12 protein-coding genes are annotated in these 14,259 nt (G+C 53.9%); 8 read left to right on the forward strand and 4 right to left on the reverse strand.

The window, feature by feature from the left end; translation table 11 throughout:
* The first annotated feature begins 97 nt into the window (after positions 1–97).
* The 7 genes from PGRAT_RS25315 to nagA all read left to right on the forward strand — a co-directional run bounded on the left by PGRAT_RS25315 (position 98) and on the right by nagA (position 9,397).
* The gene (locus PGRAT_RS25315; RefSeq protein ID WP_025707754.1) at positions 98–1,081 is read left to right on the forward strand and encodes a LacI family DNA-binding transcriptional regulator; all 984 of its coding nucleotides are present in this window, start codon (positions 98–100) and stop codon (positions 1,079–1,081) included.
* 856 nt (positions 1,082–1,937) lie between these two features.
* Complete coding sequence (efeO, locus tag PGRAT_RS25320) at positions 1,938–2,831, forward strand: iron uptake system protein EfeO (protein ID WP_025707755.1); 894 nt, start codon at positions 1,938–1,940, stop codon at positions 2,829–2,831.
* A gap of 4 nt (positions 2,832–2,835) precedes the next feature.
* Positions 2,836–4,131 carry an iron uptake transporter deferrochelatase/peroxidase subunit gene (gene efeB / locus PGRAT_RS25325; protein WP_025707756.1) on the forward strand — a complete coding sequence of 432 codons (1,296 nt, stop codon included), beginning with the start codon at positions 2,836–2,838 and terminating at the stop codon, positions 4,129–4,131.
* Positions 4,132–4,355: 224 nt separating this feature from the next.
* Positions 4,356–6,173 (forward strand): FTR1 family iron permease, encoded by a 1,818-nt coding sequence (locus PGRAT_RS25330; RefSeq protein ID WP_042268347.1) that lies wholly within the window; start codon positions 4,356–4,358, stop codon positions 6,171–6,173.
* Positions 6,174–6,600: 427 nt separating this feature from the next.
* A complete protein-coding gene (locus PGRAT_RS25335) occupies positions 6,601–7,479 on the forward strand; it encodes a MurR/RpiR family transcriptional regulator (RefSeq protein WP_025706613.1) in 879 nt (292 codons plus the stop codon).
* On the forward strand, positions 7,479–8,207 hold the full coding sequence (nagB, locus tag PGRAT_RS25340) for a glucosamine-6-phosphate deaminase (protein ID WP_042268348.1): 729 nt from the start codon (positions 7,479–7,481) through the stop codon (positions 8,205–8,207). Before PGRAT_RS25335 ends, nagB begins: the two co-directional genes overlap by 1 nt.
* Entirely contained in the window at positions 8,195–9,397 is a 1,203-nt protein-coding gene (nagA, locus tag PGRAT_RS25345; RefSeq protein ID WP_042267387.1) for an N-acetylglucosamine-6-phosphate deacetylase, read from the forward strand. The genes nagB and nagA overlap by 13 nt, the downstream gene beginning before the upstream one ends.
* A gap of 166 nt (positions 9,398–9,563) precedes the next feature.
* On the opposite strand, the gene PGRAT_RS25350 is transcribed toward nagA, so the two are convergent.
* Positions 9,564–10,529, reverse strand: coding sequence for a YhcN/YlaJ family sporulation lipoprotein (locus tag PGRAT_RS25350; RefSeq protein WP_162165096.1), 966 nt, complete (start codon positions 10,527–10,529; stop codon positions 9,564–9,566).
* 206 nt (positions 10,530–10,735) lie between these two features.
* On the opposite strand from PGRAT_RS25350, the gene PGRAT_RS25355 reads away from it, so the two are divergent.
* Positions 10,736–11,812, forward strand: coding sequence for a glycosyltransferase family 4 protein (locus tag PGRAT_RS25355; protein WP_036706120.1), 1,077 nt, complete (start codon positions 10,736–10,738; stop codon positions 11,810–11,812).
* Positions 11,813–11,882: 70 nt separating this feature from the next.
* Here PGRAT_RS25355 and PGRAT_RS25360 read toward each other — a convergent pair whose 3' ends face one another.
* From PGRAT_RS25360 to PGRAT_RS25370, 3 genes are read right to left on the reverse strand one after another with little or no spacing between them, the layout of a single operon-like run.
* A complete protein-coding gene (locus tag PGRAT_RS25360; protein ID WP_025707788.1) occupies positions 11,883–12,920 on the reverse strand; it encodes a glycosyltransferase family 4 protein in 1,038 nt (345 codons plus the stop codon).
* On the reverse strand, positions 12,917–13,639 hold the full coding sequence (locus tag PGRAT_RS25365) for a glycosyltransferase family 2 protein (RefSeq protein ID WP_025707789.1): 723 nt from the start codon (positions 13,637–13,639) through the stop codon (positions 12,917–12,919). Before PGRAT_RS25365 ends, PGRAT_RS25360 begins: the two co-directional genes overlap by 4 nt.
* 24 nt (positions 13,640–13,663) lie before the next feature.
* Positions 13,664–14,242 carry a class I SAM-dependent methyltransferase gene (locus PGRAT_RS25370; protein WP_025707790.1) on the reverse strand — a complete coding sequence of 193 codons (579 nt, stop codon included), beginning with the start codon at positions 14,240–14,242 and terminating at the stop codon, positions 13,664–13,666.
* Positions 14,243–14,259: the final 17 nt, after the last annotated feature.

A 14,259-nucleotide genomic window follows, 5' to 3' on the forward strand; every position in this document is an offset into this window, starting at 1 on the left:
AAATGGATTCCATAGCAAGTTTTTTATTCGGAGGGCTGCAGGCGTGCAATATGCTAAAATAAAAACACTATATCTCTGAGCCCAGGAGGCAGCACTAATGGCCAACATCAAAGAAATCGCCCGCATTGCCGGGGTTTCCGTAACCACTGTATCCCGTGTGCTGAACAATCATCCTTATGTAAGCAAGGACAAAAGAACCGCTGTACTGGAAACCATAGAACAGTTGAACTATACACGCAATATGAACGCTGTCCATCTGATCACTGGCCGTACCGGGGCGGTAGCGGTGATTTTGCCGTTCATCAATTCTTTTTATTTCTCAGTGGTGATGGACGGGCTGGCTCAGGCAGCGCTGGCTGCACAGTACCGGCTGATTTTGTGCCAGACCAACTACGTCCCTGAAGAAGAGCTAAAGGTTCTGGACATGCTGCGCAACAAGGAAATTGACGGGGTAATCATTGTGTCCACTGCGCTGAAGCCGGAAGTCATCGAACCCTATACAATTTACGGACCGGTTGTAACCTGCCAGAATAGCGGGGAGCGCCGCTTCTCTTCTGTATATATAGAGCAATATGCTGCTTTTCGCCATGGTCTGGAGTATCTCTACGGCAAGGGACACCGCCGGATTGGTTATTGCGAGGGCCGTCAGAACGGCAGCAGCGCCTCCATCCGCCAGAACGCTTTCCGGGACTTTCTTGCTGAAAAAGGCCTGCTCTTTGATCCGGAATGGATGATCTTTGACTGTATACGTGAAGAGGATGGTGCGGCAGTAGCCCGGCGGCTGCTCGGTAAAACGGATAGGTCAAGCCGCCCGGAGGCGATGATTATTTCAGGAGATCATGTGGCCGCAGGCTTGATTATCGAAGCCCGCAAACACGGCCTGAATATCCCGGAGGACCTCGCGGTGATGGGCTTCGACAACCAGCCGATCGGACGGCTGCTCGGGATCACGACGATCGACAATCAGCTCTATCAGATGGGCGAAGCCGCCTTCGGGATTATTCATGAGCACATTAACGGCAGCAGCCTTCCGGTGACACGCAAGCTGGAGTACCGGATTATCGAGCGGTCCACGGTATAAGGGCGGAAGTCCTCAGGCTTGAGGCATCGCTGGCAGACTTTGAGTGACTATAGACAACTTCGAATGCTTTTTCTGCAACAGATCTGCTTCCAAACGGAGGATAATTACGCTTCTGCTGCACTATGTGCAATAGCTCTCGCCAAAAAGAATGATTTAAGACTACCGTATGCCAATCCTTTCAGGGCTGAGGTCCGGGAAAAAGACTAGACTGAGCTGGTTCTGACCTGGAGGAGATTCTGATTGTTGCAGCCAATCTGACGAATACATTGAATCCGTTGCATGGATATTCATTGATCGATTTTTCGTTTAAAACATCTTATGGGACAACATATAAGGACGAATTACGCTATGCGTTTAATGAATGGATACAGTCTGGTAATGAAAACATCCCGACTATTATTCAGGATAGGTTCAATAAGCGACCTAAAACATTATCTATGATCAATTTGTTTAATAGCTGAATGCACTGGTATGCGAGGCGAGTCTCCGCTCTGTTCGTGCTTAAACAGATCCGCTTCGCGTTTGCCGGCCTGCTTCCGCCCGAATTCCTGCTTGGCTTCCGGGCATCCGGTCAAATGACTCGCTCTACGCGCACTAGAACATCCACATTTCTCCACTCATTACAGTTTACTTTTTTCTCCCCCTTCCTCCGGTCTATCTCCCTTTTTCTTTTGCTTCTAGTCTAAGATTCCCTCCGCCTCTTTTATTTGGCCTATTCGTGTGAGATTTTTGTGGAATGAGATGTCAGTGATGTAAATCACATTTTTATATTGACAGTCTACGGGCGGGCAATTATGATAAATCCAGCAATAGTGATAACGATTATCATTTGCATATATAAAGAGGGGTGTTCTTAGTGAAGTTTAGTTATGCGTTTCCTGCGGGCCTGCTTGCAGCCTCCATTCTGTTCGCCGGCTGCGGCAATGACAATAACAGCAATAATAATGGAAATAATTCAGGAAATGAGTCAGCCGCCACTGCCGCTGCTGCAACGAATGCTCCTGCCGCTGCTGCTGCTTCAGCTGCCGACTTTACCTCTGCCATTGACCAATATCGCATTTATGTTATTGAACAATGCGACGAGTTTGTGAAGCAGACAGAAGCTTTTACCCATGCCGTCAAGACCGGCAAGCTTGAAGATGCCAAAGCTCTATACGCTCCAGCCCGCATGTATTACGAACGGATCGAACCAATCGCTGAGGCGCTTGGAGATCTGGACCCGAATATCGATGCCCGTGAGAATGATGTGGACCCGGCTGAATGGCGCGGCTTCCATAAGATTGAGCAAGCCCTCTGGCAGAACAGCACTACCGGCGGGATGGCCGGGGTTGCCGATCAGCTGCTCAAGGATGCCCAGCTGCTTCGCGCCAAGGTCGAAACCGTGGACATCGACGAAAGCCTGCTTGTTACCGGGGCCGTTGAGCTGTTGAACGAGGTTTCTTCTTCCAAGGTAACGGGTGAGGAAGAGCGTTACTCCCATACGGACCTGTATGATTTTGTGGCTAATGTGGAAGGGGCACAGAAGATTTACGAGCTGCTGAAACCTGAGTTGACTAAAAAAGATCCTTCACTTGCGCAAACGATCGGCGAACGGTTCGATGCGCTGCTGGCCGAGCTGGCTCCTTTTAAATCCGGCGACGGCTACGTTTCCTACGAAACGCTGAAGGAAGATGAAGTGCGTAAATTAAGCCAGAATTTGGATGCTTTAGCGGAGCCCCTGTCCAATATGGGTACTATTTTAGGAGTGTGACCGCATGAAATCTAAGAATAGCAAGGATGCCCAAGGGGCACCCCTCTTCGATAAAAAACTAAGCCGCCGCGAGATGCTGCGGCTTACCGGCGCCTCCGGGCTCGGACTGCTGCTGGGCGGCGGCAGCGTTGGCGGCATCTTGGCGGCACGTGAAGCTACCGGTCAGGCAGCACCCGCTCCGCTAGTCTCCAATGCAGAGGTCATCCCGTTCTACGGGAGCCGTCAGGCCGGAATTCTGACTCCTGCGCAGAACTTCCTGTGCTTTGCTGCGTTTGATCTGACGACCACCAAGCTGGCTGATGTCCAGAAGCTGTTCCAGTCCTGGACTGAAGCAGCTGCTGCCCTCACCTCCGGGAGCCTGATCGGCAGCGTCAATGACAACCCTAATCTGCCTCCTACCGATACCGGTGAGGCCGATGGGCTTACACCGTCCAAATGTACGCTTACTTTTGGGGTAGGACCTGCTATGTTCGACGGACGTTTCGGACTCGCGGCCAAACGCCCCTCCACGCTCGCCGATCTCCCTCCATTTGCGGGGGACAGCCTGGAACCGCAATGGTGCGGCGGTGATTTGTGCGTCCAGGCCTGCGCTGACGATATGCAGGTGGCATTCCACGCCATACGGAATCTCGCCCGCATTGCCAGAGGGACAGCGGTATTGCGCTGGACACAGGAAGGCTTTCAGCGCACAGGCAATGCCGACCCCAAAGGCGGCACTCCGCGCAATCTGCTTGGCTTCAAGGATGGTACAGGCAACCCTGATGTGACTAACGATTCCGAAATGCGCGAGGTGGTCTGGTGCGGCAGCGAAAGCCCCGCCTGGATGCAGGGCGGTACCTATATGGCTGTACGCCGTGTGCGCCTGCGCATTGAGGTGTGGGACCGTTCCACGTTAAGTGATCAGGAGGCTACCTTCGGCCGCCATCGCCAAACCGGCGCACCCATCGGAGCCACGGACGAATTTGCCAAGCTGAACCTCGATGCGGCGGACCCTGAAGGCAAACCCGTCATCCCGCCGGATTCCCACTCGGCACTTGCCCACGGAGACGGCACGGTCAAAATGCTGCGCCGCTCCTACTCCTTTTCCAGCGGAATGGATCTTACCACCGGGCAGTTAGATGCGGGTCTGCTGTTCATCAGCTTCCAGAAGGATTTGGTGAAGCAGTTCGTGAGCATCCAGAAGCGCCTCTCCAAAAGCGACCGGCTGAACGAATATATGGTGCATACCGGGAGTGCGGTTTTTGCCTGCTTCCCGGGTGTGCGCGAAGGCGGCTATATCGGGGAAACTCTGCTCGGCTGAGCGCAACAAAAACAGATAAACGGAGGTTCGTAGCAGTGAAGGAACGGGTACACACATCTATCGAAGCGCACAAGCCCTATTCCCGGCCTGCCCGGCTCAAATGGAAAGGGATGATTCCGATGCTGGCATCTACACAGGATATGGAAAGAACCGCCCGGGAAGTCCAACCGCGGGAAAACTGCCCAAGTCTGACTGCAACGGAAACCCGCAGGTTGGAAAAACAAGTGAGACGGCGCACGGATAAGCCGGGGAAGATCGGGTTAATACAGGCAGCCGTGTTGCTAGGCTGCCTGTTCCTGCTGCTGCTCGGCCAGCCGGCAGCGGCAGCCCCGGCGGCGGAACCGCCGCTGGACGAGCTGCTGCCGCCGGTCGGCAGCGCGCTCGTCGAAGCCGGCCAGAGCCGCTGGGACGCGGCCGCCGCCGATCTCGACACGTTCGCCGCGCTGTGGCGCAGCGCGAACGCAGAGACGCCGGACCCGGCACTTGCCGGTCCGGCTGCCGCCGTGGACGCCGCACTCAAGGAAGCGGCGGACGCCCTTGAGGCAGGCGGCGGCACGCCCGCCTCAAAGGCACTGTCCACGCTAGCCAGAAGCGTGGATGCCTATGTGAGCGCCGCCTCCGGCACGGGCGGCGCGGATGCGGGCGCCGCCGGCCGCGAGGCGGCGGCGAAGCTGCTGCCCGCTGCCGAGCGCGTGCGCGAGGCGGCGCGCAGCGGGGACTTTGCGGCGGCCGCAGAAGCGTACCGCGCAGTAGTCAACGGCTGGACGCCGGCGGAGCGCGGCATCCGGGCTGATAATCCAGCGGTCTACGGCCTGCTGGAGACGAAAATGAGCCTGATGCGCATCTCGCTGCAGGCCGAGCCGCTGCGCGAAGAAGCAGCGCTCAAGGAAGCGGAGGCGCTCTACACTCTGCTGGCTGACTATAGTGAAGGCAAAGCCGTTGACACCGGCGGAACCTCCGCAGAACCGGCATCCATTGAAGGACTGATCGGCTACCTGAAACAGGCTTCTGCTGCAGCAACCGCCGGCGACAGTGCCGGAGCAGCAGGCATTATGGAGCAGTTCATCGCGGCCTGGCCTTCAGCCGAAGGTAAAGTGCAGATCGCTTCGCCCAAAGTCTATGCCAATATTGAAAATGAGAGTGCAGCGGTCACCGGAGATCTGCTCTCCAATCCGCCCAAGCTGGAGCAGGCGCTGGCGGTTATGGACAACATGCTCTCGGAGCTGGCACCGCTGGCGGGAGAAACAAGCTATACCGCCTGGGATGCGGCATTGATTCTGCTCCGTGAGGGGCTGGAGGCTATTCTTGTGCTCGCCGCCCTCCTCTCCTATCTCAAACGGGACGGTACGCCCAGAACGCAGCGCTGGATCTGGTCCGGTGCCGCAACGGGACTTTTGGTAAGCATCCTGCTGGCGGTGATCTTAAGTCTAACCATCTCTAAAGCGGCTTCCGGGGGTGCACGCGAGCTGATCGAAGGCATTACCGGGCTGGTTGCAGTGATAATGATGCTAACGATCGGACGCTGGCTGCATGGCAAATCCAATACCGCTGCCTGGAACAATTATGTAGGAGTACAGGTTGACGGGGCACTCGCCAAAGGCAATCTATGGTCCTTGTTTCTGGTAGCAGCCCTGGCAATTTTGCGTGAAGGTGCGGAAACGGCCATTTTCTATGTAGGAATGGCTCCCTCCATTACCGTCACGCAGCTGCTGCTTGGTATTGGAGGCGCTCTGGCGGCGCTGATCATTCTCGGATATGCCATCATCGCCTTGAGCGCCAAATTGCCGATTGCCGCTTTCTTCCGCATAGCCACAGTGCTCATCTACTATCTGGTGTTCCGCTTCCTCGGTGAGAGCATACACTCTCTCCAGGTAGCAGGCAGAGTTCCGGCACATGCGGAGGACGGCTTGCCTTCCATCGGCTGGCTCGGTGTATATCCAACCTGGGAAACACTGGTGCCTCAGCTCATCATACTGGCCTTCATTCTCTGGGAGCTTCTGCGCAGCAGAACAGCTGCCGGCAAATCACGGACAGTGGAATAGCGGCTGTATTACTAAAAATGCCTTCCCTTCCTAAGCCCCCATTGTATTTGATACAGTTACACTTAGACAGTTAGATTAGCAGCTGGAAGATGAACTTTTCAGAATCCACTTCTCATATCCCCCTCCATGGAGCGGCAGCTGGCGGACAACAAATCCTCTGCCTGCGCTCCATGGAGGTTTTTTGCTAGTTCTGGCGGACACCAGCGCTGTAGTCGGGCTGAAGGTTCAACAGGCCACTTTACTAAGCAGATAAAGACGGCCCGAGGCTTGAATGCTGTACTCTAAATGGATATGGCATACTAGCAAGTCAAAATCCCTCTTGCAACCTTAGGGGTTTTGCCTTATTCTATTCATGAAAATAATTTTCTTATATTGTGCATTAATAATAAAAATAATTTCACAACGCTAAAGAAAAGAAGGTGGAGCGATGTCTCCTATTCTGTATGCTTTGGAGCATGAGAAATCCAAGCTGTCACAGATGGAGCGTAAGCTGGCGGAACGGATTCTGGCCTCTCCCGGAGAAATAGTCCATATGGGCATCACAGAGCTGGCAGAACAATGCGGTATCAGCCCTGCTACGATTACAAGGTTCTGCAAGGTTCTGCATTTCAAAGGATTCCCGGATTTCAAGGTCAAGCTGGCGGCGGAGATTGCCCACAACGATGGCTCTCCGGAAGGCAGCGGGTCCTCTTATCAGGATGTTGTCGCGGGCAATCCGCTTTCGGTGATTGTGGAAGCGATGCAGGCCAATCATCTGGCTTCCATCCGTGATACCACTTCCCTCCTTGACTTTGATCGGCTGCAGAGCGCTATAGATGTATTATGCCGGGCGCGGCGGGTGGATATGTACGGGATGGCTACCTCTTCGATCGTGGCCCAGGATTTCTATCAGAAGCTGATCCGCATTGGCGTGAACTGTACCGCTTTTGCTGATTCGCATATGCAGATTACGTCCGCTTCTTCGCTTCAGGAAGGTGATGTGGCGTTCGCAGTCTCCTATTCCGGGGAAACCCCGGAAACGATTGATGCCTTAAGCTGTGCCGCCGCGAGCGGGGCGGCTACGATCTCGCTTACCTCTTACGGCAGCAGTTCACTGGCTACTCTTGCCGACATCCCGTTGTTCTCTTCCTCACTTGAGCAAGGGATGCGGCGGGGCGACATGGCTTCACGGATCGCCCAGCTGCATATCATTGATATTTTGTTCACCGGAATGGTCAGCACACGGTTTGGAGATTTCATTCCCAAGCTGGAGCAGTCTTATTTGAATGTCCAACATTACCGTCACAAACGGGGAGGCCAATCTTAATGAATATTTTGAAATTTAAAAGTGATGAAGACTTCGCGGAAACCGGAGCCAATCTGATTGTCAGCCTGCTGCAGAGCAATCCCAAGGCTGTGCTGGGCCTTGCTACCGGAAGCTCGCCGGTTGGCGTCTATGCCAAGCTGGTGGAAATGCATGCCAAAGGCATCGTCAGCTTCGCCAAGGCGTCGTCCTACAATCTGGATGAATACGTTGGATTGCCTGTTGATCATCCGCAGAGCTACCGCAGCTTCATGAATGAGCATCTGTTCAATCACATTGATATTGACCCGGCCAAAACACATGTTCCGAATGGCAACGCGGCTGATCTTGAAGCGGAATGTCTTGCCTACGACAAGCTGCTGGAAGAAGGCGGTCCGGTGGATCTGCAAATTCTGGGAATCGGCAGCAATGGCCATATTGGCTTCAATGAGCCGGATGCCAGCCTTACCAGCGGCACGCATGTCGTTGACCTGCTGCCGGAGACACTGGAAGCCAATGCCCGCTTCTTCGACAGCCGGGAAGATGTTCCCCGGCAGGCGGTTACCATGGGGATTGGCGGTATTCTTAAGGCGCGGCAAATTGTTCTGCTGGTGCGCGGCGAAGAGAAAGCGGAGGCGGTAAAACATGCGCTTGAGGGGCCGATTACGACACAATGTCCGGCTTCCCTGCTACAGAGCCATCCCAATGTCGTTGTACTGCTCGATGAAGGGGCGGCAAAATGGCTGAAATAACAATCACTACAGGTCAACTGCTGTTTGGAAAAGTGCTGACACCGGCAGGGATCATCCAGGAGGGCGTGGTTGCTGTATCGGAGGAGGCCATTCATTATGCCGGGGAAGCCGCTTGGCTGCCGGAAGCTTATGCCGGATGGCCCGCCGGCAGCGACAAAACCGGCGGCAGCCTGTTGATTCCAGGATTTGTTGATGTGCATGTGCATGGCGGAGACGGCTGTGATTTCATGTACGCAGATGCAGAGGCTCTGAAGAAGATCACCCGGTATCATGCTTCACAGGGTACAACCACCATGCTGGCCACCACCATGACAGCGGGCAAAAAGGATATTGACCGGGTGCTTTCAGAGGTTCACAACTTCCGCTGCGCCCCAATGCCCTTTGCCCAGCTGGCAGGCGTTCATCTGGAAGGCCCGTTCATCAGCCCCAAGTGGTCAGGAGCGCAGAACCCCGAGCATATTGTTCCCGCCAATATTGAATGGCTGGAGCAGTGGGAAGCTTTGTATCCGGGATTAATCCGGCAGGTAACCATCGCTCCGGAAGGGGAAGGGGCGCTTAAGGCCATTACCTGGCTCCGGAAGCATGGAGTCACCGCAGCGCTTGGACATACGAACGCTTCCTTTGAAGAGGTTATCGCCGCCGCCGATGCCGGACTGAATCAGGCTGTGCATATGTTCAATGCGATGACCCCGCTCCATCACCGCAAGCCCGGAGCGGCGGGCGCCATTCTGTTCGATGCGCGCATCCGCGCAGAGATTATTGCCGACGGGATTCATGTGCATCCGGCAGCCATCGCTGTGCTCTCCCGGCTCAAGAAAGAAGGCAATCTGCTGCTGATTACAGATGCCATGTCGGCGACCGGCCTCAGTGACGGCGAATATACCATCGGGGATCTTCCTGTTCTGGTCCGTGACGGAGTCGCCAGACTCAAGGAGAATCCGGAAGCCCTCGCGGGCAGTACGCTGACCATGATCCGGGGGTTCCGCTACCTGGTACAGGAGGTCGGCCTGACTCTGGAGGAAGCCTCCAGAGCCGCCAGCCTGACCCCCGCTGAGGCCCTCGGCCTGGAGCGGTCCATCGGAACATTGGAAGCCGGAAAACGCGGCGATATCCTGCTGCTGGACAATGAGCTGAACCTGCATGGAGTCTGGATTAAGGGACATAAAATGGCTGATCCTCAACTGCCCTGATTCATCAAGACAGCCCCGCGCCCGGTGTTAGATGCCGGAGGGGGCTGTTTTTCTGATATTTGTATTTATAGTCCGGAATAATCTGTCCCTTAAATAAGAATACTTAACAGAAGCTCAGCAATTGGCAATCATAGTATCCTTCCTGGAACAGACCTTTGGATGAAAATCAATATCCGCTGCGGGTCGGGAAGATACGTTCCACCATTGTGCCAAATTCTTTCGCAAAGCCTTTTAACGGATGGCCTGCACGGAATTCCTGGGCGTAAAAGTTAGCCCGGTCCACGAAATCCGGATTGGCGGATACATAGACATTATTAATGTTTTTATCGTACTTTCTGACCTCGGCGGCAATTTTGTCCTTCATGTCCCGGGTGACGGTATCATTGGCAAGCATATTCATGCCGTTATTCATACCATTAGTGCCGTTCATTCCATTCGTACCATTCGTGCTGTACGGGGTGATTGTGCGTGTTCCTGCCGCCGTTCCCATACCTCTATCGATATCCCGCTTCATGACCCGGCCGTCAGTCATGTTGGTTCCCGACATGATTCCGTTGCCTCCATTCCCTGTAAAAGCCCCCGGATTGGTCATGCCGGTTCCACCTACAGTCCCTCTGCCGGTGGACAGGCTTCCCGGAATACCCGTCATCGAACCGCCTACGCCTGTCATTCCAAGCACGCCGTTTCTAGAACCCCGCGTGTCGTCCATGCCTGTGATTCCTGTAGTGGTACGTCCCAAAGTTCTTCCGCTGCCGGCTGGGCCACCCGTTCCGTTGTAGCTGTTAATTCGCGTGGTATTTCCATTTCTTTGGGCATGAACCCCGCCTGATGCCTCATCCAAAACTACGGCAACATATGCACTTTTACCTGCCACAACCACATTCGCCGAGCGAACCTCCGGCATAGCTGCAATCCGGCTGGCCAGCTCCTCGCTGACTTCCATTTTATCGAAGGCATTGTTCCGCACTCCCTGTGTGGAGTTAACCCCCAGCCGTCCGTTTTGGTTCCCGCGCACACTGTTGGAATGAACATTATTATCGCTTGCCGTATTATTGGTGCCGCAGCCTGTAATGCTTACCATGCCCAATAGGAGCGCAGCCGAAACCGACATGCTGATCTTCGATCGCAACATGAATTCATCCTCCATCTCTGAAATTATTAGTTGTTGCAGCTTAACATGCATTAGGATGGCCTCCATCCGGCCAGGCTATCCTGAAAGGATTTGGCATGTTGCCCTTTCATCGTCACGTGTAAGGGAAGTCCGGCGTATCTTATAAACAGCAGGCCCTGCTTCGGCAAAGGGCGCCAGTGGTTCTCCGCAAGGTAAAGTCAGGAGGGATGACCTTGAAGGTTTTGTTTACATTTTATGTGCCCAGCGGCGGAGTCGAGACATTGAACAAGCTGCGGTGCGAAAGTCTGCAGCGCAATGGCATCGAGTGTCATGTGCTGTATTTGATGTCGGGGTCAATCAGTCAGAGCCCGGCAAGCTTTCCTGTATTTATCGCCCCTACGGATGAAGATATCAAAGCGGTGCTGGACACCCATAACTATGATGCCATTATTGTAACCTCGGATTATCTGCTGCTGGAGCGCCTGCGCCGTCTGGGATACAGCCGAATCCTGATCTACGAATCCCAAGGCCTGGGAACACGCACGGATGCGAGGCTTCTGATCACGGAGGCAGTACCCTTTTTACGTTCATACTGTAATGCTGTATTGATACCGCCCACAGATCACCTGCTGGAGCTGTTCATTTCGATCTGCCCGTGGCTGCAGCGGTATGTCATTCCCAATATTGTGGATGTCCAGTCCTTCCGTCATATTCCCGGTGAAGCACCGTGTGATCCGGTTATCGCCTGGGTGGGGCGCCTGGAGACGAATAAGAATTGGAGCGAATACCTGAAAATTGCCCATATCATCCGCCGCAGCAAGCCAGGTCTGCATCTATGGATGTTTCATGATCCGAATCTTGCCACTGACGAACAGAAGCAGCTGTTTCATGAAGAGCTCCATGCCCTCGAATTGCATGACCGGCTGAATGTATTCACCAATATTCCCAATCATGTCATGCCGGTGTATTACTCCTCCATAGCCGCTTCAGGCGGATTCCTGCTATCTTCCTCAATTACCGAGGGCTTTGGGTATGCGGTAGCCGAGGCTGTCTGCTGTACCTGCCCGGTGCTGAGCACGGATTCCGACGGGGTGCGTTCTTTCATCATCCATAATGTGACCGGAAAATTTTATCCGCTGGGCAATGTAGAAGCCGCCGTCAATGAAGGGCTGGAGCTTATGGATAATTTGCCGCTTCGAAACTTCATCCGCGAGCAGGGGCGTCTCCATATGGTCTCCAGATTCGGTTCCGAGAAATACGCCCAATCCTTTCGGGAAATGATGAACTCCTTCGCCATTTTTTAAACACAAAAGAACCCTCAATCCCACACGGTCACGTGGATTGAAGGTTCTTTGGGCTGGGTGGAACGCTGCTTCAACCCTGCTTGGATACAATATCATACATCTCTTCCTGAAAAATATTAAAACTCTTCTCCCAGGTAAAACGCAGTGAGCTGGCTGCCCCATTAATAGCCAGACGTTCACGCTGCTCCTTATTCCGGATGAGCGTTAGCACATCTTCGGCCAGCCGGTTTTCATACCGGTACGACATCAGGCAATTGACGCCATTGACACAATATTCGAGGTTGCCCCCGGAATAGACCGTAACGAGTGCCGCCCCGCAGCGCATCGCCTCAAGACCAGGGAGTGAACCACTGTCATAGGTGCTGGAGCTGACAAAAATATCACTTTCATTATAGTGGTAACAAAGCTCTTCATCACTCAAAGGGGTCCGCAGGCGGTAATGCCCGTCTTCAAAAAGGGACTGCAGCCATGACGACTCCTCATATTCACGCGGTGGAGTGATTAGACAGATTTCGACCTCCGGTTGCTGCTCTTTAATCCTATCCAGCTGCTGCAGCAGATACTCCTGTTCCCGATGCCCCGAAAAACCGCCCTCCGGCTTGCGGACAATGGCAGACACTATAAGCTTTCTGTTTGCTTCGCGGATATGCATATTATAAAAGTCAGAGCTGAGGCCAACCGGCACAATTCTGCCTTTGATTCCATGATTAATGCGGACGATCCCCTGCTGCCAGCGGGAAAGCACCAGCAAATTCGGTGCAAGATGATAGGAAGCAAACGACAGATTGTTATCTGGCAGGAACGTGGGCTCATAGCAGAGTGCGAGCCTGATGTGTATCCCCTTGCCTTGTTCGCTGGCCCGCTGCGATACAGGGACAGTCGTGAAGTAGTTGGAGACAATGACATCGCCCGCCGGGAAATCATCCTCCGAAATCCGGGTATCGCCGGCAAAAATAACCGGACATTGCATCGGGTATTCCACAATGCCATGGGAGGGCATCAGAACGGTCACTTCATGCCCTGCATCCGCAAGGCGGTTGGCCAGCTCGGCCAGCATCCTCTGCGCCCCCCCTCTGGTCAGCGTCAAAATGGGGAAGGTTATTCTCATCTTCCTCTCTCCTTTCGGAGCAGCCGTACAAGCGACTTGTGATGCAGTTCCTGTACTTGCTTAATCTCCCGCTTCTGCGCCTCACTATGGATAATAGAGCCCATTTCCTGATGCACCCGGTAATCCAGCAGCGGCTCTTCAATATAGGACCAGTCATAATAAGCCAAAATACGCAGCCATAGATCATAGTCCTGGGTATACAGCAATTTCTCATTAAATAGTCCGACCTTCTTGAAAACGTTCATATCCAGCATGACCGTGCTCCCATTTACCGGACAGCCCGTCATCAGGGTCTCGATCAGCTCAGCTTTGCCGTGAAACGGCATGCTGATTTTTCCGGAGAAACGCTCTCCCAGCTCATTGATATAGTAATAAGCCGTATGATTAAAGGAGGTCTGTGTAGCATGCATAACTGCGATTTGCCGGCCGATTTTATCGGGATGGAAACAGTCATCGGCGCTTAACCAGGCGAAATAGGCCCCGCTGGCCGAAGAAATTCCCAGGTTAAGGGCTGAAGCAGTGCCGCCGTTTGTTTTGCGGAGCACTTTGATACGCCCGCCGTAAGGCGCGAGCTTCTCCGTGTGAAGGGTCGACCCGTCGTCCACAACAATAATCTCTATATCCGGGTAGCTCTGCGCAAGCACGCTTTCGATGGCAAGATGCACGTATGAACAATTGTAAAAAGGGATAATCACCGAAACCCTGGTTCCATAGTTCATGCGCTCACCTCCTTCCCGGATGGATTAGTATAAGGTTTTGCAGGCCAGCAAGGCGTCCAGTGGCGCATGGTTCGGTCCGAACGCTTCCCGAAAGGAAGGATTCTCCGCGTGATGATAGCCTTTTAACACAGTTACAGCATATCCCAGCCCCAAAAAATCTTCCGGTTCCCAGCCGCTCCGGTGTTTTTGATAGTACTCTCCATGCAGATGGTAATGATCCGTTCCTTCTTGGGGAAAAAAACCGCGTGGAGTAAAAACAACCACGCGGCCCGCCGCGATAACCTCCGCTTTCCGCAAAAGCTCCTTGCCCTCGCTCATGGTGAAATGCTCCAAAGAGTCAATCAGCGTCACTGCCGAGAAGGTGCCCGGCAGAAACAGCTTATCGATATGACCCGCATCGGCATGCACCGGAATGATATGGGGCGCTGTATACTTGCGGTGCAGCAGATAGGGCCTGTGAATATCCAGGCCAATTACAACCGATGCCTCATAGCGTTCAAGCAACGTACCGGTTCCGCTGCCCACATCGAGTATCGTTTCTGCGAATTTCAGCTGCTCGAGCAGAACCGGAAGGAAGTCCTTTACTTTAATTTCCCGGTACATAGATTCTAGCCTCCCAC

The sequence above is a fragment of the Paenibacillus graminis genome, from assembly GCF_000758705.1.
In the GTDB taxonomy this organism is placed as follows: domain Bacteria; phylum Bacillota; class Bacilli; order Paenibacillales; family Paenibacillaceae; genus Paenibacillus_AQ; species Paenibacillus_AQ graminis.

Coding starts and splice junctions, on each gene's coding strand:
- PGRAT_RS25370 (WP_025707790.1), bottom strand. CDS start 14,242: ATGTACCGGGAAATTAAAGTAAAGGACTTCCTTCCGGTTCTGCTCGAG.
- efeB (WP_025707756.1), top strand. CDS start 2,836: ATGAAATCTAAGAATAGCAAGGATGCCCAAGGGGCACCCCTCTTCGAT.
- PGRAT_RS25335 (WP_025706613.1), top strand. CDS start 6,601: ATGTCTCCTATTCTGTATGCTTTGGAGCATGAGAAATCCAAGCTGTCA.
- nagA (WP_042267387.1), top strand. CDS start 8,195: ATGGCTGAAATAACAATCACTACAGGTCAACTGCTGTTTGGAAAAGTG.
- PGRAT_RS25350 (WP_162165096.1), bottom strand. CDS start 10,529: ATGTTGCGATCGAAGATCAGCATGTCGGTTTCGGCTGCGCTCCTATTG.
- PGRAT_RS25315 (WP_025707754.1), top strand. CDS start 98: ATGGCCAACATCAAAGAAATCGCCCGCATTGCCGGGGTTTCCGTAACC.
- nagB (WP_042268348.1), top strand. CDS start 7,479: ATGAATATTTTGAAATTTAAAAGTGATGAAGACTTCGCGGAAACCGGA.
- PGRAT_RS25355 (WP_036706120.1), top strand. CDS start 10,736: ATGACCTTGAAGGTTTTGTTTACATTTTATGTGCCCAGCGGCGGAGTC.
- PGRAT_RS25360 (WP_025707788.1), bottom strand. CDS start 12,920: ATGAGAATAACCTTCCCCATTTTGACGCTGACCAGAGGGGGGGCGCAG.
- PGRAT_RS25365 (WP_025707789.1), bottom strand. CDS start 13,639: ATGAACTATGGAACCAGGGTTTCGGTGATTATCCCTTTTTACAATTGT.